The organism is Scandinavium hiltneri, from assembly GCF_024764835.1.
In the GTDB taxonomy this organism is placed as follows: Bacteria; Pseudomonadota; Gammaproteobacteria; order Enterobacterales; family Enterobacteriaceae; genus Scandinavium; species Scandinavium hiltneri.
In genome coordinates this window covers 138,426-163,762 of record NZ_JALIGE010000069.1, presented here as the reverse complement: position 1 = coordinate 163,762, position 25,337 = coordinate 138,426, and the positions used below count along the sequence as shown (strand labels likewise).

Below are 25,337 nucleotides of genomic sequence, written 5' to 3'. Positions count from 1 at the left end.
ACGCTATTCTGTAGCGCCACAAACGGCGAAAAAGGCGGGTATAAAAATGCCAAAACGAACAACTGACGAACTGAGCGACCTGAAAGCGTTCGCCGCCGTGGCACACGCGGGCGGCTTTCGTGAAGCGGCCAGGCTGTTGCAGCTAAGCCCATCGGGCCTGAGCGATGCGGTGCGGCGGCTGGAGAATCATCTGGGCGTGAGGCTGCTGCATCGCACCACCCGCAGCGTTTTGCCGACGGAGCAGGGCCAGCAGCTGCTGGAGCGCGTTGCGCCCGCGTTTGCTGAACTGGAACTGGCGCTGCAAATCGTGAACTCTGCCCGTGATAAGCCCGCGGGCAATCTGCGGCTGAACGTGCCGGTTAACGCCACGCGGCTGTTTCTGGCCCCGCTGCTGACGCGCTTTCTGCAACGTTTTCCTGACATCAGCGTAGAGGTGATCGCCGAAACCGGCGTGATTGATATCGTTGCCGCCGGGTGCGACGCGGGGATCCGCTACGACGATCGGCTGGAGCAGGACATGATTGCGATGCCGATTGGGCCGCGCGAACAGCGGTTTGCCACTGCTGCCGCGCCAGCGCTGTTGGAAAAGACGGGCCGCCCGCAGCACCCGGACGATTTGCTGAAAATGCCGTGCATACGTGGGCGCTTTGCGAAAGGTAATCTTGAGCGCTGGAGCTTTCAGCGTGGGGAGGAGGTTTGCCATATCGAGCCGCATGGCCCACTCATATACAGCGGCGGCACCGGGGCGGATTTGGGCGTAAGCCTGGCGCGGGAAGGCGTCGGCGTTATCCATCTGTTCGAAGGCTGGCTGCAGCCGTATCTCGACAGCGGCGAGCTGGAGCCTATCCTCGGACCTTGGTGGCAGCCGTTCGCCGGGCCGTTTCTTTACTACTCCGGACGCAAACTGCTGCCGCCGCCGTTAAGGGCGTTTATCGATTTCGTCAAAGCCGGGGAATGATGCACGGCTGCACGGCTGCCCGGCGGCGCTGCGCTGGCCCGGGCCTACCAATCTCGTAGGCCCGGTCCACTCAACCTAACGGGCCGCCGACGATGGTTTCGCGCATCCCGGCCAAAATGCGGTCGCCGGTTTCCTGGTACAAATCGGCGTACCAGGCTTTGGTTTCCTGCATATCTTTGCCGTGGGTCACGTCGCAGCGTTTACGCGCTTTGAGCACCAAATCTTTCACCCGCCAGGCGCGTTTTTCCTGATAGCGCAGCAGGGCGTCTTCAATGCCCAGCGAGTGCGTTTTCAGGGTCATCGCCAGCACCACCGCGTCTTCCATCGCCGCGCATCCGCCCTGACCGATATCCGGGGTGGTGCTGTGCCCGGCATCGCCGAGCAGCGCTACGCGGCCGCGTACCAGAGTTTCCAGCGGTTCGATATCGTGAATTTCAATGCGGTTGGTGGTCTGCGGATCAATCTGCGCAATCAGCTGTTGCACCGGGTCAGCCCAGCCGCTGAAATAGCGCTGTAAATCTGCGCGGGCGGTGTCCCTGTCTTCCGCCAGTCCGGTTGGCAGCGGCACGTCGAAGAAGAAGTAGAAACGATTTCCGGCGACGGGCATCAACGACACGCGTTTGCCTTCGCCGACCCAGGTTGTCCACTGGTTGGCGGGCGCGAGGGAATCGTCGAGGGTGACCAGGCCGTTCCAGTTGACGTAACCGGCGTAGCGGCGCTCCGTCTGATAGCCAATCACCCATGAGCGGATCGCCGAATGCGCGCCGTCGGCGGCGATCAGCAGGTCTGCTTCGGCGGTGTGTCCGTCTTCAAAAGTGGCGCGCACGCCGTCTGCGAAGGATTCGACGCTGACGACGCGTTTGCCGAACTGCACGTCGCTGCGTCCGTAGGTGTCGAGCAGCATGTCCTGCAATCCGGCGCGAGCCACTGGCCAGGGGCGTTCGCCGACGCTTTGCACCAGCGGGTCGAGGCTAAAACGCGTCATGGTCTGGTTATGGCGGAAATCGCGATAGGACATATACTCCAATGGCCCCCCTAATTTTCGCAGTTGCTCTTTCATTCCAAGCCAATTCAGGCACTTAACGCCGTTTGGCCAGATTGAAATGGCGGCCCCAACCGGTTTAATCTGTTTAACAGCTTCATAAACCTCGGTTTCAATGCCGCACTGCTTCAGGGCGATGGCCGCAGAGAGGCCACCAATGCCACCACCAATCACGATTGCTTTCATCTTGTTGTCTCTCCTTTGGGTTACAAACGAGTAAAGCAAGAGACGTGCCAGCCGGGCGTGCCGCGTCAGCCGTGGGTTTTGTGCGTTGTGCCCGGCCATGGCGCACATTTGTGATGAGGTTGTGCATTGTTTTAGTGCGTTTTCGCAGGCAAAAAGGAGTCATCATGATCGAAGAACTTCCACTGCAGGACGAGAAAATCCCGGTTTCAAAGGGCCTTTCGCTGCACGCGGCGCATGAGCGTTTTGTTTCACCGCTGCACCAGTTGGTTCTTAGTAATCGCCACTGGCTACAGCATTCGCTGAACTGGCCGCAGTTTGTCGGTGGGGAAGACGATACCCGGCAAAATCTGCTCAGCAACCGGATGCTGCACCAGCGCGGTTACGCTAAGGTTTTCATGATTGTGCAGGGTGATGACGTGGTGGGCGTGCTGTCGTTTAACGCAATCGAACCGCTGAACAAAACCGGCTACATCGGCTACTGGCTGGATGAAGCGCATCAGGGACAGGGGATTATCACCCGTTGCTTGCAGGCGTTTATGCACTATTACGCCCAGCAGGGCGAAGTGCGGCGGTTTGTGATTAAGTGCCGGGTTGAGAATGAGCGCAGCAACCAGGTGGCGCTGCGTAACGGGTTTTTACTGGAAGGTTGCCTGAAACAGGCGGAGTTTCTCAACGGTCATTATCACGACCAGAACATTTACGCCCGGATAATCGACGAGGTTTTAGAGTGAGCCGAGCAGCGGCGTGCGGGTCACGCGTTCGTCGCCGTTGATAACCTTGCGCCCGCGAATGTGAATGCTGTCGCCAGCATAGGCTTCGATAATGGCATTGCCGCAAATTTCAACGCGATGCTCGATAACCACATCGCCGATGACCCGCGCGTTGCCTTCAATCAGAACTTTGTCGTCGAGCAGGATCGGCCCGCCGCGCAGCCAGGCGTGACCGCCGATCAGCACGTGATGCTTGAGCACGCAGTTGCCTTCGACCACCGCATTTTCTGCGACCTGCGAGCTGTATCGCAACGTGGGGATCGCGTCTTCGCCGTTGCCCGCCACCACGCGCGCATTGCCGTAGACTTTCGCGCAGTCACACACCCAGACATTATTCTCTTCGTTACCCTGCAACAACGCGGCGTCGAACACTTCGGCCCGATGCTCGATAAACGCCTGGTCGACGATTGCCTCGCCGTAGATTTGCGCCTGATGCACCACGCGGGAGCGGCTGACGGTGGCGCGATCGTAGATTTGCAGGATTTGCGTGCTGTCAGGCGTTAAGCCCATGGCGGCGATAATGTCGCTCTCATTGAGGATGCGCGCGGTACCGAAAATGCGGCATTTCCCACGCACCCGCGAACACTGAACGGTGACGTTGTCACTTAGTTGAGCTTCGTGGCTAATGGTCGCGTTATCTATCCAGGCGTTATCCTCAATCACCGCGCCGTGCGACAGGGTGCAGGTCTGCGTAATGCGCGCATTGCCCGTAATCTTCGCATCGGCAAACACCACGCTGTTTTCGTCGTAAATCCAGCAGTCGCCGTCCTGACTGAGCGCGGTTTCAGCGTCAATCCAGCCGCCCGCGGCACCCTGCGCCACGTCAGCGAAATCACGCAGGGCAATAATCTGCCACAGGGTGACGCTTCTCTTTTCGCCATTTTCCTGAAAGCTGAACGCACGCGAGGTGTCACTGAGGCGGTACTTGTTCATTGGTATTCTCTTAATGTGTGATTAGCTTAAACGTAGCAAAGATTCTGCGTGACGCGACGGATAAGGTTCCTTTAAAATGCATCTTCAAATATTTTTGAATGCTTAAACAAATGAAGCGTGTGGATCTGCACAGCAAGGTTCTGCCTCTCCCCACGTGGAACGACACACTCTGCTATCTGACAAGGACTCACAATGACCGTTCGTGATGAAAACTACTTTACCGACAAATACGGCCTGACCCGCACCCACTCGGAAGTGCTGCATGCGGCAACGAAAATCGCGCCGGGTAAAACCCTCGATTTAGGCTGTGGCAACGGGCGCAACAGCCTGTATCTGGCAGCCAACGGTTTTGACGTGACGGCGTGGGATAAGAACCCGGCGGGCATTAATAATCTGGAAACCATTCGTCAGGCGGAAGGGATCGAGAATCTGTGTTCGAAAGAGCTCGACCTCAATACGCTGTCTTTTGACGGCGAATACGACTTCATTCTGTCGACCGTGGTGATGATGTTCCTCGAGGCCGACACCATTCCTGGGCTTATCGCCAATATGCAACGCTGCACCAAACCGGGCGGCTGGAACCTTATCGTAGCGGCGATGGATACCGACGATTACCCGTGTAACGTCGGTTTCCCGTTTGCCTTTAAGCAGGGCGAGTTGAAGGAATACTACGCCGGCTGGGAATGTGATCGTTATAACGAGGACGTCGGTGAGTTACACCGCACCGACGCCAACGGCAATCGCATTAAACTGCGTTTCGCCACGATGCTCGCGCGCAAACCCGCTTAACGCGCGGCCATCAGACACAGCTGAAGGGCGACGTTGTACGAGGCCTCGAACGATTTCAGCGGCAAAAACTCAAACTTCGAGTGGAAGTTGTGCGCGCCGGTGAAGAAGTTCGGGGTCAGCAGCCCTTTGGCTGACAGCGCCGCGCCGTCGGTGCCTCCGCGCATCGGCGTCGGTTTTGGCGTAATCCCCAGGCTTTCCATCGCCTCAAACATCAGATCGATAGCGCGCCTGTCTTCACCCACGGCGTTGCTGATATTGCTGTAGGTATCGCTAATCTGGAATTCCACGTTGGCGGTTGGATACTGTGCGGCAATTTTCGCGGCGACGTCGGCAATCTGTTGTTTACGGCGTTCGAAACTTTGCAGGTCAAAATCACGAATATTGGCGCGCAGAATCGCCTGGCTCTGCACCGCGTCCATGCCGTTAAACCAGATGTAGCCTTCGCGGCCTTCGGTGTGCTCCGGCGTTTGCAGACGGTCAAAATGGCTGATGAAATCCGTGGCCATCAGCAACGGATTCACCAGCACGCCTTTGGATGACATCGGGTGTGCGGTCACGCCGGTGAAGCGGATTTCCGCTGCGGCGGCATTAAAATTCTCGTAAACAATTTCGCCAAGTTCGCAGCAATCGATGGTCCACGCGAAATCGACATTGAAGCGACGTTCCAGATCCAGCGCTTTGGCCCCACGCAGGCCCACTTCTTCATCCGGTACGAACGCCACCACGATATCGCCGTGACGATGTTGCTCCGTCAAATTCTCCAACAGAGTCATCACCACGGTAACCGCCGCTTTGTTATCCGCCCCGAGTACGCTGGTGCCGTCGCCGAAAATAATCTCTTCATCAGGATAGGCGAGGATTTCAGGATGCTCATCGACGCGAAGCCAGACGTTTTGTTCGGCGTTCAGACAGAGATCCTGACCGGTAAAACGCAGGATTTGTGGATGAATATCCGGCGCTAAACCGACGTCAACGGTATCAATATGGGTGATAAAACCGACGCGCGGCGCGCCGTCAACGTGACCTTTTTTCACCGCCGTGACGGTGGCGTGTTCGTCAATCTCAATGCTCTCCAGGCCCAGCTGTGCCAGCTCTTTGGCGAGCTCGCGCGCCATCTCATGCTGACCGACGGTGGTCGGCAACGTGGTGGCGCTGGCATCGCTTTGACTGGTGATAGCCAGGTAGCGGAAGAAGCGTTGGGTTAATTGACTGGCGAGCGGAGAAGACATAGTGATTCCTTCTTTATTCTAGTTATCAGATGTTTGCAGTTTGTGTTTGATGGTATCAATTGAAATCTAAATCAATAAGAACAGGAAAAGGACATGAAAAGCAAACTGACAATGCTGGCACTGACGATAGCGGCCCTGACGGTAAGTTCCACCGTGGCGGCGAAGACGCTGGTGTACTGTTCGGAAGGATCGCCGGAGAATTTTAACCCGCAGCTCTATACCTCGGGGACCAGCGTCGATGCCAGCGCCGTGCCGGTGTATAACCGGCTGGTGGATTTCACTCCGGGGACGACGAAACTGGTGCCCAGCCTCGCGGAAAGCTGGGACGTGAGCAACGACGGCAAGGTTTACACTTTCCATCTGCGCAAGGGCGTGAAGTTCCAGAGCAACAAATACTTCACCCCGACGCGGGATTTCAACGCCGATGACGTAATTTTCTCGTTTATGCGTCAAAAAGATGAAAATAACCCGTATCACAAGGTCTCCGGCGGCAGTTATTCCAACTTCGAAAGCCTTGAGTTTGGCAAACTGATTACCCAAATCGACAAAGTGGATGACCACACTGTGCGCTTCACCCTGGCACACCCGGAAGCGCCGTTCGTGGCGGATCTGGCCTGGTATTTCGCCTCGATCCTGTCCAATGAATATGCTGACGCGATGATGAAAGCGGGCATGCCGGAACGTGTAGACATGGACCCGATTGGTACCGGGCCGTTTAAGCTGGCGCAGTACCAGAAGGATTCGCGCATTCTGTTCACCGCTGTTTAAATGTCGATTTATGGGCGAAGCCGGTGCAGCGACCGTATAACCCGAACGCTAAACGCATGGCCGAGATGATCCAGGCCGACTGGGCGAAAATTGGCGTCAAAACTACCATCACGACCTATGAGTGGGGTGAATACCTGAAGCGGGTGAAAGACGGAGAGCATCAGGCCGCACTGATGGGCTGGACGACGGCGACGGGTGATCCGGATAACTTCTTCGGGCCGTTGTTTACCTGCCAGTCAGCCAACGGCGGTTCGAACTCGGCGAAGTGGTGCTATGCGCCGTTCGATAAGCTAATCGCGCAGGCGAAATCGATTACCGATCAGCAAAAGCGAACGGTGTTGTATCAGCAGGCACAGCAGATGATGCACGACCAGATGGCGGCGGTGATGATTGCCCATTCGACCATTTTTGAACCGGTTCGCAAAGAGGTGAGCGGTTACGAAATCGATCCGTTTGGTAAGCATTTGTTCTACCAGGTAGACGTGAAATAAACCCTACATATCACCTGTTATTTCGGCAGGTGATAATTATTTTACGAATATTTTCACCTTCGCTTTTTTTCCTACAACATCCCGTGTGACGTTTTGCTATAAAGAGGGCGCATTTGTGCTTTTACAGGGACTCATTTATGCGTAGCAAAACTATTTTTAAAGTGGCCGCCGTTGCAGCCACGTTAGCGTTAACAGGATGTGCATCTAAAATCGCTCAGCCGGAGAAGTATTCTGGCTTCCTGAAAAACTATTCTGACCTCAAGGAAACGACATCTGCGTCCGGGAAGCCAGAATTGCGCTGGATCGATCCGCATTACAATCCGGCTAATTACGACAACGTCGTTTATAAGCCGATTATTTACTATCCAGTACCTAAACCGACAACGCAGGTGGGTGAACAGGCGCTGGCGCAAATCCTCAATTACACTAACCAGCAGATGAAAAAAGCGATTTCTGAGAAGAAACCGCTGGCAACTACGGTAGGCCCGCGCAGCCTGATTTTCCGTGGTGCTATCACTGGGGTGGATACCAGCAAAGAGGGATTGCAATTCTATGAAGTTATTCCTGTAGCGATGATTGTTGCCGGTACCCAAATAGCAACGGGGCATCGCACCATGGACACCAACCTTTATTTTGAAGGTGAGCTTATCGATCCAAAAACCAATAAGCCGGTGATTAAAGTCGTGCGTAAAGGGGAAGGCAAAGACCTGTCTAACGAAAATACACCGCTGACAGCGGAAACGCTGAAAGCGGTGATTGATGAGATGGCGATTGATGCCGTGAAGTTCGACCCGACGCCGAAGTAAGCCTGGGATGATGATAAGAACCGGCGGCTTGTACCGCCGGTTTTTTTATGCCGCACTTTTGCGCATGACGCCGCGTTTAAACCAGGTTTCCGGTTTCGCGAACATCACCAGATTTCCCACCAGAATCAGCCCCAGGCCAAATACCGCATTGGCGTGCCAGACATAACCCTCGTAGAACGTAGAAATGGTCAGCGCCACCAGCGGGAACAGCAGGGTGCTGTAGGCCGCGTTGGACGGCCCGATGCGTCCGACAAGGGTGAAATAGGCACCGAAGGCGATAACCGAGCCAAAAATAGCCAGATACAGCAGCGCGCCCATGTAGCTGAAGGTGAATTCCGGCATGAAATTATCGCCGCGAATCAGCGCAATCACGCCCATCACAATAGTACCGTACAGCATCGCCCAGCTGTTGGTAGTCAGCGTTTCCAGACCACGGCGCTGGTGGCGAATACTCAGCATGTTGCCCAGCGAGAAGCCGTATGTGCCCAACGCGCTCAGGCCGATGCCCATCAGCAGTTCGGTGCTCAGGCCGCTGGCCTGCAAATCATCCCAGAACAGCGTCACGATGCCGATTAAACCGAGCAGGGCGGCGAGGTAAAAACGTCCCGGTGGCTGCTGGCGGTAAAACAGGAAGCTGTTGATGGCGTTAAACAGCACCGCCATCGAGAAAATCACCGATTCCAGCCCGGTGTTGATCCACTTCGCCGCGGTATAAAAACACCAGAAGTTAAAGCAGAACACGCAGCAGCCCTGGATGATGCAGAACAGATGATCGCGCACCTGCAATTTACGCAATCGACCCATCACTTTCAGCACCACCATCAGGGTGACGCTGGCGACGGCAAAGCGCCAGAAAATCGACACCGGCGCGGCGACGGGCCCCTGTTGCAGGAAAATCGCAATCCAGGTGGTTCCCCAGATAACCACCACCAGAAAATAGAGCAGCACATTCATTATTTTTTCTCTGTTCAGTCAGTAATAGTCCGAAGTGTGACTGACGGCACAAAAGCGTGCTTGCAGGAGATTGCGGGCGAGTTGCATATTCTTGCGCATTTTTTTCAATCGCAGACGGAGTAAAGCTGGCAAGGGCGGGCGACAATTCATAGACTGTCACTCTGATTCACTGCCACAGCGACAACGATGTCTGAAACCTACGGTACGTTTGAAACCCTGCGCCAACAAAACGCCGTCCTGCGGGACACGGTGGCGTTGAATTCCGGCATTCAGCTGGCGGCCTGGTTCAATCAAAACGATACCGTGACGGTGCAGAGCGACCATCACACGCTCAGCCTGTACGTGGCTGATGGCTATGAGAGCTATCACAAAACACCGTACGGCTGGAAAAATGGCGGGGGACCGGACCGTTTTTGTCTGATGCCGAAAGACAGTGAATCGAGTTGGGATATCCGCGACAACCTGTCATTTGTGCATCTGTATTGCACGGATGAACACCTGCGCGAAACCGGCGAGAAAATCTGGGATCGCAGCCCGACGTCGTTTCGTCTCGATGAAAAAACCTTCGCCACCGATGACAAAATCACCGCGCTGTACCGCCATTTCCTGCTCGATGCCGACTGGCAGCAGCAGGCCAATCATCTGGCGCTCAGTTCGGCGACCACGCTGCTGTTAACGCATTTAATACAGCATTACACCAACGCGCAGTGGCAGTTGCCGAAAGTGACCGGCGGGCTGGCTCCCTTCGTGCTGCGCAACGTGCTGGCCTACATGGAAGCGAACCTTGCTCAGCCCCTGACGCTGGCGGATTTGGCGCAGGAAGCGGCGCTTAGCGAATATCACTTTGCGCGCATGTTTACGCTGTCGATGAAAATGGCGCCGCATCAGTACGTGATGCAGCGCCGAATGGCGCGGGCGCAGGAGCTAGTGCGCCACAGCGCGCTGCCGCTGACGGAGATCGCGCTGGCCTGTGGCTTTAGCTCCGCCAGCCATTTCAGCAACCGCTTCAAAAGTGCGCTGGGCATGACGCCATCCCAGCTACGCGCGGCGGGAAAGTGACAGCACGCTAAAGCACATTCCGCCCGCGACTAATCCCCAAAACGCCGAACCGACTCCGGCCAGTGTTAATCCGCTGGCAGTGACCAGGAAGGTGACAATGGCTGCATCCCGTTCGTTTTCTTTCGCCAGCGCCTGCACCAGGCTGCCGCTGATGGTGCCGAGCAGCGCCAGACCTGCCAGCATCTGGATCCAGGCGACGGGTAACGCCGCCAGTAATGACGTAATCGACCCGCCGAAAATGCCCGCCAGAAGATAAAAACCGCCTGCCGCCGCGGCGGCTTTCCAGCGCTGGTCGGCCTGCGGATGCGCTTCCGGGCTTTGGCAAATCGCGGCGGTGATCGCCGCAATACACATCGAATAAACGCCAAACGGTGAAAAGGCTAACGCGATGCCGCCGGTGATGACGATTAACAATGAGACCGGGGCCGGATATCCGGAGGCTTTCAGGGTGGCGATGCCCGGCGCGTTCTGCGACGCCATCGTCACCAGGAAGAACGGCAGGCCGACGCTCAGCAGCAGTGAAGGGGTAAATTCCGGCGCGATGTAACGCGGCATCACAAACGCCAGATTCAGCGTGTCGCTGTGCAGTTCGCCGGAGAAAATGGCGACCCCGCTGCCCGCCAGCAATGCAGCAACCACCGCATAACGCGGGGCGAGGGCTTTAAACACCAGCCACGCCACCAGCATACCGCCGCACAGCAGAATATTGCCCTGCAGGCTGGTGAACGCCTGCAAACCAAAACGCAGCAATATCCCGGCGAGCATCGCCGCCGCCAGTGAATGCGGGATAATTTTCATCAGCCGCGCAAACAGCCCGGTCAACCCGCACAGCACAATCAGTGCGTTGGCGAAAATGAAAATGCCCACCGCCTGATTCAGCGTCACGCCCTGTAATCCCGTCACCAGCAGCGCCGCTCCCGGCGTCGACCAGGCCGTCAGCACCGGCACTTTGCGCCACAGCGTCAGAATGAGCGTGCTGACACCCATCGCCAGGCCCAACGCCGTCATCCAGCCCGCGATAGTGTGCGCATCGGCCCCGGCGGCGGCCGCTGCCTGCCAGATTATGGCGGCGGAACTGGCATACCCCACCAGAACCGCGACAAAACCGGCCAGCAGGGTGGAGAAAGGAAATGCGCGCATAAAGCCCCCTTGTGCGTTATAGCGTCCGGGAAAATGTAGCATTGGGCGTTATAGCGCACAAGTGGTAAACTTTGGAAAAAGGAGCCGCCATGAATATTGCACAACACTTGGCCACCACTCTGAAAACCCTGCGTCAGCAGCGCGAGTGGAGCCTGTCAAAACTTGCGGAAGAAACCGGGGTCTCGAAGGCAATGCTCGGGCAAATCGAGCGCAATGAATCCAGCCCGACGGTCGCCACGCTGTGGAAAATTGCTACCGGGCTGAATGTACCGTTTTCGCTGTTTATCAGTCCGCCGGAAAGCGAGGTCACGGCCTACGATCCGCAGCAGCAGGCGATGGTCGTGACGCCCATTTTCCCGTGGGACCCGGTTTTACATTACGATCATTTCGCGATCACCCTCGCGCCGGGCGCGCTGAGTGAATCCACGCCGCATGAAACCGGCGTAATTGAGCACGTGGTGGCGATTAACGGCACCCTGGAGATGTGTATCGACGGGGAGTGGCAACCGGTGCAGCAGGGGCAGGGAATACGCTTCGCCGGGGATAAACCGCATGCGTACCGCAACAGCACCGACAGCACCGTGCTGTTCCATTCGTTAATCCATTACCCAAAAGAAAAAGCCGCAGACTAAGCTGCGGCAAAAATAACAGTTCACAACGTGACGAGGAAAAATCCGGAATACGCAGCCACTGTACGTCGCCGCCGCTGCGCCCGGAAATAGTAATTTCTTCAATGCTTTGCCAGTATCTGGAAAAAGGCCATTCTTATGGCGTGGAAAATGATTTCGCCGCGCCTCACTTCTGACTACAATAGCCGCCATTTTGACCCAACGGATAATAACGATGCGCCTGCAAAACCATCATCTTGAACTCCTGAGCCCGGCCCGTGACGCCAGCATTGCCCGTGAAGCGATTCTTCACGGTGCGGATGCGGTGTACATCGGCGGCCCCGGCTTTGGTGCCCGTCACAATGCCAGCAACAGCCTGAGCGACATCGCCGAGCTGGTGCCGTTTGCCCATCGCTATGGCGCAAAAATATTCGTGACGCTGAACACCATTCTTCATGATGATGAGCTGGAGCCTGCGCAAAAGCTGATTACCGACCTGTATCAGACCGGCGTGGATGCGCTGATTGTGCAGGACATGGGCGTTATGCAACTCGATATCCCGCCGATTGAACTGCACGCCAGCACCCAGTGCGACATTCGCAGCGTCGAGAAAGCTAAATTCCTGTCTGACGTTGGCTTCAGCCAAATCGTGCTGGCGCGTGAGCTGGACTTGCAGCAAATCAAAGCCATTCACGACGCCACCGACGCCAACATCGAATTCTTCATTCACGGCGCGCTGTGCGTAGCGTATTCCGGCCAGTGCAACATTTCTCACGCCCATACCGGGCGCAGCGCTAACCGTGGCGACTGCTCCCAGGCGTGCCGTCTGCCGTACACCCTGAAAGACGATCAGGGCCGCGTGGTGGCGTACGATAAACACCTGCTGTCGATGAAAGACAACGACCAGACCGCCAACCTGGCTGCGCTTATCGACGCGGGCGTGCGCTCCTTCAAGATTGAAGGGCGCTACAAAGATATGAGCTATGTGAAGAACATCACCGCGCACTATCGCCAAATGCTGGATGCGATCATCGAAGATCGTGGCGACCTGGCGCGTGCTTCCGCCGGGCGCACCGAGCATTTCTTCATTCCATCGACTGACAAAACCTTCCATCGCGGCAGCACCGACTATTTCGTGAATGCGCGTAAAGGCGACATCGGTGCGTTCGACTCTCCGAAGTTTATCGGCTTGCCGGTAGGCGAAGTGCTGAAGGTCAGCAAAGAAAGCCTCGACGTCCAGGTGACCGAACCGCTGGCGAACGGCGACGGCCTGAATGTGATGATCAAACGTGAAATAGTCGGTTTCCGCGCCAATATGGTGGAGAAAATCGGCGAAAATCGTTATCGCGTGTGGCCGAACGAAATGCCAGCGGATCTGTACAAAGCGCGTCCGAATGCCGCACTTAACCGTAACCTCGACCATAACTGGTCTCAGGCATTGACCAAAACCTCCAGCGAGCGCCGCATTGCGGTGGATATCGAAATGGGCGGCTGGCAGGAACAGCTGATCCTGACGCTGACCAGCGAAGACGGCGTGACCGTGACCCATACGCTGGACGGCAATTTTGAAGAAGCGTCAAATGCCGAAAAAGCGATGAGCAATTTACAGGACGGCGTGGCGAAACTCGGTCAGACCATTTACTACCCGCGCGACGTGCAGGTGAATCTACCTGGCGCGCTGTTTGTGCCCAACAGCCTGCTGAACCAGCTGCGTCGTGAAACGGTTGAAATGCTCGACGTTGCGCGTCTGGCAGCGTATCAGCGCGGTAGCCGCAAAGCCGTTTCTACGCCTGCGCCGGTGTACCCGGAAACGCATCTGTCGTTCTTAAGCAACGTTTACAACCATAAGGCGCGTGAGTTTTATCATCGCTATGGCGTGCAGTTGATTGACGCGGCCTATGAAGCACATGAAGAGAAGGGCGATGTACCGGTGATGATCACCAAGCACTGCCTGCGTTTTGCGTTTAACCTGTGTCCGAAACAGGCGAAAGGCAACATCAAGAGCTGGAAAGCCACGCCGATGCAGCTGATCAACGGCGACGAAGTGCTGACCCTGAAATTTGACTGCCGTCCGTGCGAAATGCACGTCATCGGCAAAATGAAAAATCACATCTTCAAGATGCCGCACCCGGGCAGCATTGTGGCATCGGTCAGTCCGGATGAATTGATGAAGACCTTGCCGAAACGCAAAGGCTAGCGCCAACAGGCAACACATTTGCTACAGATTCTGTAGGCCCGGCAAGCGCAAGCGCCGCCGGGCAATATATTCAGGATTTAAAACCCGCCGCACTCATCAGCAGTCGGAAAAACATTCCTACGGCTGCCAGCGCCAGTATGCTGCCGCCCCACAAAATCACCATCCAGAACAGCTGTTTGTACAAGGGTTGTTGCATCAGTGATACCCCTCGCCAGTCTGCACTTTTCCGCGAAACACGTAATAACTCCAGAAGGTATACACCAGGATTATCGGGATGATAATCAGGGCACCAACCAGCATGAAGCCCTGACTTTGCGGCGGCGCAGCGGCTTGCCACAGGCTGATATCCGGCGGAATAAGATTCGGCCAGATACTGACACCCAACCCGCTAAAGCCTAAGAAAATCAGCCCCAGCGTCAGTAAAAACGGCGCAGCATGACACGCCAGGTTCCCAAGTGTACGCCATAGCCCAAAGGCCACAATCAGCGTCAGACCCGGCACCGGCAGCAGATACCACAGGTTCGGCAGGCTGAACCAGCGATCGGCAATGGCCGGGTGCGCCAGCGGCGTCCACAGGCTGATAACGGCTATCACCGCCAGCATCGTCAGCGTTAATCCCTGCGAAACGCGCCGCATCTTGCCCTGTAGTGGAGACTCACTTTTCATCACTAGCCACGTCGCGCCGAGCAGGGCATAAGCCACCACCAGACCGACGCCACAGAACAGGGTGAACGGTGTCAGCCAGTCGAACGCGCCTCCGGCAAACGCCCGGTTGTGAACGGGAAAACCGTTCAGCACCGCGCCAACCACCACACCCTGACAGAACGTGGCGAGAATCGAGCCGCCCAGAAAAGCGCGGTCCCAGAACGGGCGATGTGAGGGCGTGGCGTTGAAGCGAAATTCAAAGGCCACGCCGCGAAAAATAAGGCCGATCAGCATTAACGTCAGCGGGATGGTTAAGGCGTCAATGATAACCGCATAGGCCAGCGGAAATGCGCCGAACAACGCAGCACCGCCGAGCACCAGCCAGGTTTCGTTCCCGTCCCACACCGGGGCGACGCTGTTGACCATCACGTCGCGCTCGTCGATACCGCGCACGAACGGAAACAGAATGCCGATGCCCAAATCAAAGCCGTCCATCACGATATACATCAGGGTGGCGAAAACGATGATCACAAACCAGATAACCGATAAGTCGATGCCCATTAGCGGGTCTCCTTATGTTGATAACCGTCGATTGCAGCAGAAAGTGGGCGAGCCGGTGTGCCGTGGGAGTCGGGCTCCCAGACTTTCGGCCCTTTGCGGATCAGCCGAATCATGTAGCTGTAGCCCACACCAAATACCGACGAATAGACGATAAAGAACGCCAGCAGGCTAACGCTCATATGCAAATCACCGTGCGCCGAGACCGCGTCTTTGGTGCGTTGCAGGCCGTACACCACCCATGGCTGACGGCCAACTTCGGTCGTCACCCAGCCTGCCAGAATCGCAATCAGCCCGGACGGCCCCATCCACAGCGCAAACCGCAGGAACGGCTTGCTGGTATACAGGCGTTTGCCTTTACGCAACCACAGCGACAGCCCGCCGAGCAGCAGCATCAGCACCCCGAGCCCGGCCATCACGCGGAATGACCAGAACACGATGGTCGAATTGGGCCTGTCTTCTTTGGCAAACTCTTTCAGCGCCGGGACCTGTTTATCGAGACTGTGCGTCAGGATCAGGCTGCCGAGCGCCGGGATTTCCAGGCCGTAGCGGGTGCGTTCCTGTTGCATATCGGGCCAGCCGAAAATCAGCAGCGGCGTCGGTTCACCCGGCACATTTTCCCAGTGTCCTTCGATGGCGGCGATTTTCGCCGGCTGATGCTTCAACGTATTCAGGCCGTGCATATCGCCAACCATCGCCTGAATCGGCGCGACAATCAGCGTCATCCACAGCGCCATGGAAAACATCGCGCGAATAGCGGGCGTGTTATTACCTTTCAGCAAATGCCAGGCGGCAGATGCGCCGACGAACAGCGCACTGCTGAGAAACGCCGCAATGGTCATGTGCAGCAGGCGATACGGGAACGACGGGTTAAACACCACCGCGAACCAGTCGACCGGCACCACCTGGCCATTGACGATTTCAAAGCCCTGTGGGGTTTGCATCCAGCTGTTCGACGCCAGGATCCAAAACGTCGACATCAACGTGCCCAGCGCCACCATGCAGGTGGCGAAAAAGTGCAGGCCCGGGCCGACTTTATTCCAGCCGAACAGCATCACGCCGAGAAAACCGGCTTCGAGGAAGAAGGCAGTCAGCACTTCGTAGGTCAGCAGCGGGCCGGTAATGCTGCCCGCGAACTGCGAGAATCCGCTCCAGTTGGTGCCGAACTGATAGGCCATCACCAGCCCGGAAACCACGCCCATGCCAAAGTTAACGGCGAAAATTTTCGACCAGAATGCCCACAGTGAGCGCCAGATCGGTTTTTTGGTTTTCAGCCACAACCCTTCAAGTACCGCCAGATAGCTGGCAAGCCCGATGGTAATGGCCGGAAAGATAATGTGAAAAGAGACGGTGAACGCGAACTGAATCCGCGCCAGGTGGAAAGCATCAAGACCAAACATGGACAACCTCGACATAAAACAGCGATCGCAGTCATGGTAAGGATTACGGCTCTGGAGTAGCAGAAACAGTCGAGGCTTATTTATCTATAACAGTTACGTAAATCATGATATTTTTTGTTACTGTTATGAAACTGGCGGCGAAATCGACAATGAAAAAATACCAGCGCCTGGCGCAGCAAATAACCGAACAGATTGGCCTTGGCGTATGGCAACCGGGCGATCGTCTGCCGTCCCTGCGCGAGCAGGTCACCATCAGCGGCATGAGCTTTATGACGGTCGGTCATGCTTATCAACTGCTGGAAAGTCAGGGCCGAATCATTGCCCGACCGCAGTCCGGTTATTACGTCGCGCCGCGTCCGGTGAAACAGCTGAAAGCCACGCCGCCTGCACAGGTAATGCGCGATGAAGCGGTGGACATTAATACCTATATTTTCGGCGTTCTGCAGGCCAGTCGCGATGCGGCGGTGCTGCCGTTTGCCTCGGCGTTTCCCGATCCGCGACTGTTTCCGCTCCAGCAGCTCAATCGTTCCCTGGCGCAGGTGAGCAAAACCGCCACCGCCATGAGCGTGATTGAAAATCTGCCGCCGGGGAATACCGAACTGCGTCACGCCATCGCACGCCGTTATGCGTTGCAGGGGATGAACATTTCCCCGGATGAAATTGTAATTACCGCCGGTGCCCTCGAGGCGTTGAACCTCAGCCTGCAGGCGGTGACGGAGCCAGGCGACTGGGTCATCGTCGAAAACCCCTGTTTCTATGGCGCGCTCCAGGCGCTGGAACGCTTGCGTTTAAAAGCGCTGTCGGTGGCGTCAGACGTGAAAGAGGGCATCGACATGGCGGCCCTGAAACAGGCGCTGAAAGAGTATCCGGTGAAAGCCTGTTGGCTGATGACCAACAGCCAGAATCCGCTCGGATTCACCTTAAGTCCGGAGAAAAAAGCGCAGCTGGTCGCGCTGCTCAGCGCGCATAACGTGGTGCTGATTGAGGACGACGTCTACAGCGAACTGTGGTTTGGCCGCGATAAACCGCTTCCGGCGAAAGCCTGGGATCGCGATGATATGACGCTGCACTGCAGTTCATTTTCAAAATGCCTGGTGCCTGGCTTTCGCATCGGCTGGGTGGCGGCGGGCAAACACGCGCAGCGCATCCAGCATTTGCAGCTGATGAGCACGCTGTCGACCAGTTCGCCGATGCAAATGGCGCTGGTCGATTATCTCGGTACCAAGCGCTATGACGCCCATCTTCGCCGTCTGCGTCGTCAGCTGGCGGAGCGCAAGCATCAGGCGTGGCAGGCGTTGCTGCGCCATTTACCCGCCGAAGTAAAAATCCACCATAATGACAGCGGCTACTTTTTATGGCTGGAACTGCCCGACGGTCTCGACGCCGGAGAGCTTGGCGCTCGGGCACTGGCACACAAAATCAGCATTGCGCCGGGCAAGATGTTTTCAACCACTGACAGCTGGGCGTCGTTCTTCCGCTTTAACACTGCCTGGGGCTGGAGCGATCGCGAAGAGCAGGGCGTAAAAAAACTCGGCCAGCTTATTATTGAAATGCTTAACGAGTAGCCATTCTTATTTCCTGAATACCTTTTTCTCGGAATGAAAATAACCCGACAAATATTTGATAAATAACCATCGGGTTATTTTCTTTTCGCGCCATAGGAAATACGCATACCTCGCCTCATGCCTTAACACCTTGTCTATACTGCATTTAGTTCAGATATATCGCTGACTTTTCAGCGTAATGCGCCCTTTGTCACAACCTGGTGAAAATTCCCGGCGCGGGCAGGTCGCCGTGCATTCCGCCGTCTACGGTTATTAGGGGACATATTTTTACGGCACGGCTGCCGCCTGATTAATTCCGACAGGAGTAAAACACGATGAGCAAGCAATTTGCCCGCAGCAGCCTGTGCGCGCTGGGTATGACTATCATGACAGCACACGCCGCCGAACCACCGACCACGCTGGGTAAAGCAGAAGGTCGGCTCGATATTATTGCCTGGCCGGGCTACGTCGAACGCGGCCAGAGCGATAAAAACTACGACTGGGTGACTCAGTTTGAAAAAGACACCGGCTGCGCGGTAAACGTCAAAACCGCCGCCACCTCTGACGAAATGGTCAGCCTGATGGCCAAAGGTGGCTATGACCTTGTCACCGCGTCGGGCGATGCCTCGCTGCGTCTGATCATGGGTAAACGCGTTCAGCCGATTAACACCGCGCTCATTCCTAACTGGAAAACCCTTGATCCGCGCCTGGAAAAAGGCGCCTGGTTTAACGTTGACGGAAAAGTTTACGGCACGCCGTATCAGTGGGGCCCAAACCTGCTGATGTACAACACCAACACTTTCCCGACGCCGCCGGATAGCTGGAAAGTGGTGTTCGTCGAACAAAATCTGCCGGACGGTAAAACCAACAAAGGACGCGTGCAGGCCTACGACGGCCCGATTTACATCGCTGATGCCGCGCTGTTCGTGAAGGCCACCCAGCCGCAGCTCGGCATTTCTGACCCATATCAGCTTACCGAAACCCAGTACGCCGCGGTGCTGAAAGTGTTGCGCGATCAGCACGCGTTGATTCACCGCTACTGGCACGATGCGACCGTGCAAATGAGCGACTTCAAAAACGAAGGCGTGGTGGCGTCGAGTTCCTGGCCGTATCAGGCTAACGGTCTGAAAGCGGATAACCAGCCGATTGCGACCGTGTTCCCGAAGGAGGGCGTCACCGGCTGGGCTGACACCACCATGTTGCACGCCGAAGCCAAACACCCGGTCTGTGCCTACAAATGGATGAACTGGTCCTTGACGCCAAAAGTGCAGGGCGACGTATCCGCCTGGTTCGGCTCGCTGCCAGTGGTGCCGGAAGGCTGTAAAGCCAGCACGCTGCTCGGCGAAAAAGGCTGTGAAACGAACGGCTATACCTTCTTCGACAAAATCGCTTTCTGGAAAACACCTGGCGCCGAAGGCGGTAAGTACGTGCCTTACAGCCGCTGGACGCAAGATTACATCGCCATTATGGGTGGTCGTTAACGCCCGGGAGTTTGAGCATGACGTACGCAGTTGAATTTCAGGATGTCTCGCGACTGTACGGTGATGTTCGTGCGGTGGATGGCGTCAGTATCGCCATCGAGGATGGGGAGTTTTTTTCAATGCTGGGGCCGTCAGGCTCCGGCAAAACCACTTGCCTGCGGCTGATCGCCGGGTTCGAACAGCTTTCCGGCGGCGCCATCAAAATATTCGGTAAAGAAGCCAGCGTTCTGCCCCCGTGGCAGCGCGACGTCAACACCGTGTTCCAGGACTACGCACTGTTTCCGCACATGTCGATTCTCGATAACGTCGCCTACGGGCTGATGGTAAAAGGCATCGGCAAAAAACAGCGTCACACGATGGCGCAGGAAGCGCTGGAAAAAGTAGCGCTCGGTTTTGTTCACACCCGTAAACCGTCTCAGCTTTCCGGTGGCCAGCGTCAGCGCGTGGCCATTGCCCGGGCGCTGGTCAATCAGCCACGCGTGCTGCTGCTTGATGAACCGCTGGGCGCGCTGGATCTCAAACTACGTGAACAGATGCAGTTCGAGCTGAAAAAACTGCAACAGGATTTAGGTATCACCTTTATTTTCGTCACCCACGACCAGGGCGAAGCGCTGTCGATGTCTGACCGCGTGGCGGTGTTTAACAATGGTCGCATCGAGCAGGTCGACACACCGCGCGAGCTGTATCTGCGCCCGCGCACGCCGTTCGTCGCCAGTTTCGTCGGCACCTCAAACGTGTTTGATTCCGCGCAAACGTTGAAACTGTGCGGCATGACCGGGCAATGGTCGCTGCGCCCGGAGCATATTCGTCTTGATACGGGCGGCGATATTCAGGTCAACGGCGTGGTGCAGGCGGTGCAGTATCAGGGCGCGGCGACACGCTATGAAATTCGGTTATCTGGCGGTGAAAAGCTGCTGGTGAGTCAGGGCAATTTCAGCGGCGGCAGCGTGCCTGATGGCCCGACACCGGGCCAGAACGTGCTGGCATCGTGGTCGAGGGAGGCCATGGTCCCGCTGGACGGAGGGAGGTGAGATGACCATGAGCATTGCCCCGTTACCTTCCGCCAACCGCGCCAGTCGGCTGTCAGGCTTATTCTGGCGAAAACCGTCGCTGGCACTGTTTTTGCTGCTGCTCGGGCCGCTGATGTGGTTCGGCGTGGTGTATCTCGGCTCGCTGCTGACCTTGCTGTGGCAGGGTTTCTACACCTTCGACGACTTCACCATGTCGGTGACGCCGGACCTGACGCTCGCCAATCTTAAAGCACTGTTTAACCCGGCCAACTACGACATCATCGTGCGCACGCTGGTGATGGCAATTTCCGTCACCATCGCCAGCGCGATTTTGGCGTTTCCGATGGCGTGGTATATGGCGCGCTACACCCGTGGCAAATGGAAAGCCTTCTTTTACATCGCGGTGATGCTGCCGATGTGGGCGAGTTACATCGTCAAAGCCTACGCCTGGACGCTGCTGCTGGCGAAAGATGGCGTGGCACAGTGGTTTCTGGGTCACATGGGGCTGGAAGGGCTGCTCAACGAATTTCTGCTGCTGCCCGCAGTCGGCGGCAACACGCTGTCGACGTCTGGCTTTGGCCGCTTTCTGGTGTTCGTCTACATCTGGCTGCCGTTCATGATCTTGCCGGTTCAGGCCGCGCTTGAGCGTTTACCCCCGTCGCTGTTACAGGCATCGGCGGATTTAGGGGCCTATCCGCGCCAGACGTTCCGTTATGTGGTTTTACCGCTGGCGATTCCGGGGATCGCCGCGGGGTCGATTTTTACCTTCTCGCTTACGCTCGGTGATTTCATCGTGCCGCAGCTGGTCGGCCCGCCGGGGTATTTCATCGGCAACATGGTGTACGCGCAGCAGGGGGCGATCGGCAACATGCCAATGGCGGCGGCGTTCACCATCGTGCCGATTGTGTTAATCGCCCTCTATCTGGCGTTCGTGAAACGTCTGGGAGCATTCGATGCACTCTGAAAGAGCACCGTGGTTCCTGAAACTGGCGGCCTGGGGCGGGGTTATTTTCCTGCATTTCCCACTCGCCATCATCGCCATCTATGCTTTCAATACCGAAGATGCCGCGTTCAGCTTTCCACCGAAAGGCCTGACGCTGCACTGGTTCAGCGTGGCAGCAGGCCGCGGGGATATTCTGGATTCGGTGACGTTGTCACTTCAAATCGCGGTACTCTCAACAACCATCGCGCTGGTGCTTGGCACGCTTGCTGCAGCGGCGTTATGGCGCAGTGAGTTTTTCGGCAAAAACGCGATTTCGCTGCTGCTGTTATTACCGATTGCGCTGCCGGGGATCATCACCGGGCTGGCGCTGTTGACGGCATTCAAGGCCATCAACCTTGAACCGGGTTTTTTAACAATAGTCATTGGGCATGCCACGTTTTGCGTGGTGGTGGTCTTTAACAACGTGATCGCACGCTTTCGCCGCACCTCTTGGAGCCTGGTGGAAGCGTCGATGGATTTAGGTGCGAGCACCTGGCAAACCTTCCGCTACGTCGTGCTGCCGAATCTCGGTTCGGCGCTGCTGGCGGGAGGAATGCTGGCGTTTGCGCTGTCGTTTGATGAAATCATTGTCACCATCTTTACCGCAGGCCACGAGCGCACACTGCCGCTGTGGCTACTGAACCAGTTAGGTCGACCGCGCGATGTGCCGGTGACTAACGTGGTCGCGCTGCTGGTCATGCTGGTAACAATGCTTCCGATTTTGGGTGCCTGGTGGCTGACCCGCGATGGCGAAACGGTCGCCGGTAGCGGTAAATAATTGAAAAGTACGGAGCGGGATATGCAACACAACTTATTGATTAACGGTGAACTGGTCGCAGGTACCGGGGAAATGCAGCCGGTATACAACCCGGCGACGGGCGAAATCATTCTGGAAATTGCCGAAGCCACGGCGGCGCAAGTCGATGACGCGGTGCAGGCCGCCGATCGGGCGTTTTCCCAATGGGGTCAAACCACGCCGAAAACGCGCGCCGAATGCCTGCTGAAACTGGCGGATGTGATTGAACAAAACGCCGAAGATTTGGCGAAACTTGAATCCCTCAACTGCGGCAAACCGCTGCACTGTGTTATCAACGATGAACTGCCTGCGGTGGTCGACGTGTTCCGCTTCTTTGCGGGTGCGGCGCGTTGCCTGAACGGGCTGGCGGCGGGGGAATATCTGGAAGGGCACACCTCGATGATCCGCCGTGACCCGGTGGGCGTAGTAGCCTCAATTGTGCCGTGGAACTATCCGCTGATGATGGCCGCGTGGAAACTCGCTCCGGCGCTGGCGGCGGGGAACTGCGTCGTTATCAAACCGTCTGAAATCACACCACTGACGGCGTTGAAACTGGCGGAACTGGCGAAAGATATCTTCCCGGCGGGCGTGATTAACGTGTTGTTCGGGCGCGGAAAAACCGTCGGCGACCCGCTGACCGGCCACGAAAAAGTACGCATGGTGTCGCTTACCGGTTCGATCGCCACCGGCGAGCACATCATTTCCCACACCGCACCGTCAATCAAACGTACCCACATGGAGCTGGGCGGTAAAGCACCGGTTATCGTATTTGACGATGCGGATCTGGATTCGGTGGTGGAAGGCGTGCGCACCTTCGGTTTCTACAACGCCGGACAGGACTGTACCGCCGCGTGTCGCCTGTACGTGCAGAAGGGCGTTTATGCCGCACTGGTCGAAAAACTCGGCGCGGCGGTTTCCACGCTGAAAATGGGCTGTCCGAACGATGAGTCCACTGAACTCGGGCCGCTGAGTTCTAAAGCGCATCTGGACCGCGTCAGCCAGGCGGTGGAGAAAGCCCGCAGCCTGAGCCACATCAAGGTCGTCACCGGCGGCGAAAAAGCCCCGGGCAAAGGCTATCACTTCCAGCCGACCGTATTGGCGGGTGCGAAGCAGGAAGACGATATCGTGCAACGCGAAGTGTTCGGCCCGGTGGTCAGCGTCACCGAGTTTGATGACGAAGAGCAGGTGCTGGGCTGGGCCAACGATTCGCAATACGGCCTGGCGTCATCGGTGTGGACCAAAGACGTGGGCCGCGCACACCGCATGAGCGCGCGCCTGCAATATGGCTGCACCTGGGTCAACACCCACTTTATGCTGGTCAGCGAAATGCCACATGGCGGACAGAAATTGTCCGGCTACGGCAAAGACATGTCGGTCTACGGGCTGGAAGATTACACTCTGGTCCGGCACATCATGATTAAGCACTAAATCCGTGCCCGATGGCGCTGGCGCTTATTGGGCCTACAATTTCACGGTCCGTAGGCCCGGCAAGCGTTAGCGCCGCCGGGCAAACTCGCATTCATCGTTACTCTTCCAGATACACAATCCGATACCCATCCTTCGCCTCAACCAGATGCGCAAAGCCGGGTTTGCCCAGATGCATACCGGCAATCAGTAGATTTTCCTTTGCGACCTGCTCGAACAGCTTTTTGCGGGTGGCTTCTGCCTGCACGGGGTCGGTATCAAAAGCAATGGAAACGGCGGGGATCGCGGTCTGAATATGCGGGAAATGCACGATATCTCCCCAAATCAGTAGGCTTTTCTCGCGCGAATCAATGCGAAAGCCGGTGTGACCCGGCGTATGGCCAGGCAGCCAGATGGGGGTAATGCCGCGCACGACGGTATCGTCGCCGAGGACGTTTATCCGCTGCGCGTAGGCATCCAGCGTGCGACGGAACAGGGCAAAGTTGCGCTGGGCACGTTCGCTGGCCTGCTGATATTTATTGTCATCGAGCCAGTGTTCGATTTCCAGCGGATGAAGATAAACCTCGGCCTGGGTGAAGACCGGAAGACCCTGCGCGTCCAGCAGGCCGCCGATGTGGTCGGGATGGCCGTGCGTCAACAGCACAGTGTCGATATCTTCAGGACTGACGCCAACCGCGGCGAGCGAGTTTTGCAGCATTCCTCCTGAGTTGTTAAGTCCGCCGGTGCCGGAATCCACCAGCACGGTGTGGCCGTGTCCGCGAATAAGGTAGCCGTGAATGTGGATATTCCCGGCGTCGGTTATCCCGGCTTCGCGCTGAATGTCGCCCGCGATGGCGCTGTCGATGCCGGACAACAGCTCCAGGCTGGCGGCCATGTTGCCGTCGCTCAGGGCGGTTACCTGAAAATCACCAATATGACGTGAAGCTAATTCAGAGCCGGACATTGCGTTCTCCCGTTGATTTTTCATCATCTTACACGCCGCCTCATGCCTACGAAATTGAGAATATTTCACGGCCTATCACGGCGGTGAATGACCTGAATCCTCTGTAATATTAGCCCTAATAATTGTAATGCTAACGATTGGAGCGTAGTATTTGCAGCCCAAACCGCCACTAGCTCAGCTGGAAGAGCAAATGACATTTATGTTGTAGTGTACGAGGTTCGAGGCCTCGGTGGCGGTCCAATTTCCTTTTACTCTGGCTTCTGCCGGGGTTTTCAGTATCCTGCTCCTGACAATCAATTCAAAAACACGATTCATACACCCTTAAGGAGAGAGCGATGTTAGAAGGCTATTTTGATCTCGATGACACCACCGGCCCGGATGCATCAGAAAACAGAAAACGTCTGCTGGCCGTTCAGGCAGCGTTAGAAATTTCGAAAGCGTCGGTTTCTGCTTCCACCGCAAATTCTGGCATTCGTAGCCAGATGGACCTGCGCAACGTGGCGCAGGAAGTGGCTTCCTTAGCGGACGCCATCCAGGATGCGCTGGAAGGCGCTGAGTAAGTCCTCCTAATTGTGCTAAGCCGCCTGTGGCGGCTTTTCTTTTGCCCATTTCACCAATAAACG

Annotated in this window: 23 protein-coding genes, 1 tRNA gene and 1 pseudogene; 16 read left to right on the top strand and 9 right to left on the bottom strand. The window is 56.6% G+C overall.

Going from position 1 to position 25,337, the window contains the following annotated elements; all coding sequences use genetic code 11:
- Window positions 1-46 precede the first annotated feature (46 nt).
- Window positions 47-958 (top strand): LysR family transcriptional regulator, encoded by a 912-nt coding sequence (locus MUU47_RS05290; RefSeq protein WP_258987133.1) that lies wholly within the window; start codon window positions 47-49, stop codon window positions 956-958.
- A 70-nt stretch (window positions 959-1,028) separates the two neighbouring features.
- On the opposite strand, the gene hpxO is transcribed toward MUU47_RS05290, so the two are convergent.
- On the bottom strand, window positions 1,029-2,186 hold the full coding sequence (gene hpxO / locus MUU47_RS05285) for an FAD-dependent urate hydroxylase HpxO (RefSeq protein WP_258987132.1): 1,158 nt from the start codon (window positions 2,184-2,186) through the stop codon (window positions 1,029-1,031).
- Window positions 2,187-2,350: 164 nt separating this feature from the next.
- Between hpxO and rimL the strand changes: the two genes are divergently transcribed.
- Window positions 2,351-2,917, top strand: a complete 567-nt coding sequence (gene rimL / locus MUU47_RS05280; protein WP_258987131.1) for a 50S ribosomal protein L7/L12-serine acetyltransferase — start codon at window positions 2,351-2,353, stop codon at window positions 2,915-2,917.
- Here rimL and ydcK read toward each other — a convergent pair.
- Complete coding sequence (gene ydcK / locus MUU47_RS05275) at window positions 2,909-3,889, bottom strand: YdcK family protein (RefSeq protein ID WP_258987130.1); 981 nt, start codon at window positions 3,887-3,889, stop codon at window positions 2,909-2,911. The genes rimL and ydcK overlap by 9 nt on opposite strands.
- A gap of 192 nt (window positions 3,890-4,081) precedes the next feature.
- Here ydcK and tehB point away from each other — a divergent pair, with 192 nt between their 5' ends.
- Entirely contained in the window at window positions 4,082-4,678 is a 597-nt protein-coding gene (gene tehB / locus MUU47_RS05270) for a tellurite resistance methyltransferase TehB (RefSeq protein WP_258987129.1), read from the top strand.
- Here the strand turns inward: tehB and pepT are convergent.
- Complete coding sequence (gene pepT, locus MUU47_RS05265; protein WP_258987128.1) at window positions 4,675-5,907, bottom strand: peptidase T; 1,233 nt, start codon at window positions 5,905-5,907, stop codon at window positions 4,675-4,677. The genes tehB and pepT overlap by 4 nt on opposite strands.
- 93 nt (window positions 5,908-6,000) lie before the next feature.
- Here pepT and MUU47_RS05260 point away from each other — a divergent pair.
- Both MUU47_RS05260 and MUU47_RS05255 read left to right on the top strand, forming a co-directional pair.
- Window positions 6,001-7,166, top strand: a pseudogene (locus tag MUU47_RS05260) (ABC transporter substrate-binding protein).
- Window positions 7,167-7,303: 137 nt separating this feature from the next.
- On the top strand, window positions 7,304-7,972 hold the full coding sequence (locus MUU47_RS05255) for a DUF3313 domain-containing protein (RefSeq protein WP_258987127.1): 669 nt from the start codon (window positions 7,304-7,306) through the stop codon (window positions 7,970-7,972).
- A gap of 45 nt (window positions 7,973-8,017) precedes the next feature.
- Here the strand turns inward: MUU47_RS05255 and MUU47_RS05250 are convergent, their stop codons facing one another.
- On the bottom strand, window positions 8,018-8,926 hold the full coding sequence (locus MUU47_RS05250) for a DMT family transporter (protein WP_159774731.1): 909 nt from the start codon (window positions 8,924-8,926) through the stop codon (window positions 8,018-8,020).
- 186 nt (window positions 8,927-9,112) lie between these two features.
- Here MUU47_RS05250 and MUU47_RS05245 point away from each other — a divergent pair, with 186 nt between their 5' ends.
- The gene (locus MUU47_RS05245; RefSeq protein ID WP_258987126.1) at window positions 9,113-9,985 is read left to right on the top strand and encodes a helix-turn-helix domain-containing protein; all 873 of its coding nucleotides are present in this window, start codon (window positions 9,113-9,115) and stop codon (window positions 9,983-9,985) included.
- Here MUU47_RS05245 and MUU47_RS05240 read toward each other — a convergent pair.
- A complete protein-coding gene (locus tag MUU47_RS05240) occupies window positions 9,965-11,125 on the bottom strand; it encodes a benzoate/H(+) symporter BenE family transporter (protein WP_258987125.1) in 1,161 nt (386 codons plus the stop codon). The genes MUU47_RS05245 and MUU47_RS05240 overlap by 21 nt on opposite strands.
- A gap of 89 nt (window positions 11,126-11,214) precedes the next feature.
- Here MUU47_RS05240 and MUU47_RS05235 point away from each other — a divergent pair, with 89 nt between their 5' ends.
- Together MUU47_RS05235 and MUU47_RS05230 are read left to right on the top strand one after the other, a co-directional pair.
- A complete protein-coding gene (locus MUU47_RS05235; RefSeq protein WP_258987124.1) occupies window positions 11,215-11,757 on the top strand; it encodes a helix-turn-helix domain-containing protein in 543 nt (180 codons plus the stop codon).
- Between the two features lie 211 nt (window positions 11,758-11,968).
- A complete protein-coding gene (locus MUU47_RS05230; protein ID WP_258987123.1) occupies window positions 11,969-13,930 on the top strand; it encodes a peptidase U32 family protein in 1,962 nt (653 codons plus the stop codon).
- A gap of 70 nt (window positions 13,931-14,000) precedes the next feature.
- Here the strand turns inward: MUU47_RS05230 and MUU47_RS05225 are convergent, their stop codons facing one another.
- Genes MUU47_RS05225 through MUU47_RS05215 form a run of 3 tightly spaced genes read right to left on the bottom strand, consistent with a single transcriptional unit; the run spans window position 14,001 to window position 16,533 of the window.
- A complete protein-coding gene (locus tag MUU47_RS05225; protein ID WP_258987122.1) occupies window positions 14,001-14,126 on the bottom strand; it encodes a DUF2474 domain-containing protein in 126 nt (41 codons plus the stop codon).
- Window positions 14,126-15,136 (bottom strand): cytochrome d ubiquinol oxidase subunit II, encoded by a 1,011-nt coding sequence (gene cydB / locus MUU47_RS05220; protein ID WP_258987121.1) that lies wholly within the window; start codon window positions 15,134-15,136, stop codon window positions 14,126-14,128. The genes MUU47_RS05225 and cydB overlap by 1 nt, the downstream gene beginning before the upstream one ends.
- Window positions 15,136-16,533: a cytochrome ubiquinol oxidase subunit I gene (locus tag MUU47_RS05215; protein WP_258987120.1), complete on the bottom strand. Its 1,398-nt coding sequence runs from the start codon at window positions 16,531-16,533 to the stop codon at window positions 15,136-15,138. Before MUU47_RS05215 ends, cydB begins: the two co-directional genes overlap by 1 nt.
- Before the next feature lie 149 nt (window positions 16,534-16,682).
- Between MUU47_RS05215 and MUU47_RS05210 the strand changes: the two genes are divergently transcribed.
- The 6 genes from MUU47_RS05210 to patD all read left to right on the top strand — a co-directional run bounded on the left by MUU47_RS05210 (window position 16,683) and on the right by patD (window position 23,774).
- Window positions 16,683-18,098: an aminotransferase-like domain-containing protein gene (locus MUU47_RS05210; RefSeq protein WP_258987119.1), complete on the top strand. Its 1,416-nt coding sequence runs from the start codon at window positions 16,683-16,685 to the stop codon at window positions 18,096-18,098.
- A gap of 314 nt (window positions 18,099-18,412) precedes the next feature.
- Window positions 18,413-19,558 carry a putative ABC transporter substrate-binding protein YdcS gene (gene ydcS / locus MUU47_RS05205; protein ID WP_258987118.1) on the top strand — a complete coding sequence of 382 codons (1,146 nt, stop codon included), beginning with the start codon at window positions 18,413-18,415 and terminating at the stop codon, window positions 19,556-19,558.
- A 17-nt stretch (window positions 19,559-19,575) separates the two neighbouring features.
- Window positions 19,576-20,589, top strand: a complete 1,014-nt coding sequence (locus MUU47_RS05200) for an ABC transporter ATP-binding protein (protein WP_258987117.1) — start codon at window positions 19,576-19,578, stop codon at window positions 20,587-20,589.
- Window position 20,590: 1 nt separating this feature from the next.
- Window positions 20,591-21,532, top strand: a complete 942-nt coding sequence (locus MUU47_RS05195; protein WP_258987116.1) for an ABC transporter permease — start codon at window positions 20,591-20,593, stop codon at window positions 21,530-21,532.
- Window positions 21,522-22,328 (top strand): ABC transporter permease, encoded by an 807-nt coding sequence (locus MUU47_RS05190; protein WP_258987115.1) that lies wholly within the window; start codon window positions 21,522-21,524, stop codon window positions 22,326-22,328. Before MUU47_RS05195 ends, MUU47_RS05190 begins: the two co-directional genes overlap by 11 nt.
- 21 nt (window positions 22,329-22,349) lie before the next feature.
- Window positions 22,350-23,774 (top strand): aminobutyraldehyde dehydrogenase, encoded by a 1,425-nt coding sequence (gene patD / locus MUU47_RS05185; protein ID WP_258987114.1) that lies wholly within the window; start codon window positions 22,350-22,352, stop codon window positions 23,772-23,774.
- A gap of 97 nt (window positions 23,775-23,871) precedes the next feature.
- On the opposite strand, the gene MUU47_RS05180 is transcribed toward patD, so the two are convergent.
- Window positions 23,872-24,714, bottom strand: a complete 843-nt coding sequence (locus MUU47_RS05180; RefSeq protein ID WP_258987113.1) for an MBL fold metallo-hydrolase — start codon at window positions 24,712-24,714, stop codon at window positions 23,872-23,874.
- A gap of 163 nt (window positions 24,715-24,877) precedes the next feature.
- Here MUU47_RS05180 and MUU47_RS05175 point away from each other — a divergent pair.
- Both MUU47_RS05175 and MUU47_RS05170 read left to right on the top strand, forming a co-directional pair.
- Window positions 24,878-24,954: transfer RNA gene (locus tag MUU47_RS05175), tRNA-Ile, on the top strand.
- Window positions 24,955-25,049: 95 nt separating this feature from the next.
- Window positions 25,050-25,274, top strand: coding sequence for a hypothetical protein (locus MUU47_RS05170; RefSeq protein ID WP_258987112.1), 225 nt, complete (start codon window positions 25,050-25,052; stop codon window positions 25,272-25,274).
- The last annotated feature ends 63 nt before the right edge of the window (window positions 25,275-25,337 follow it).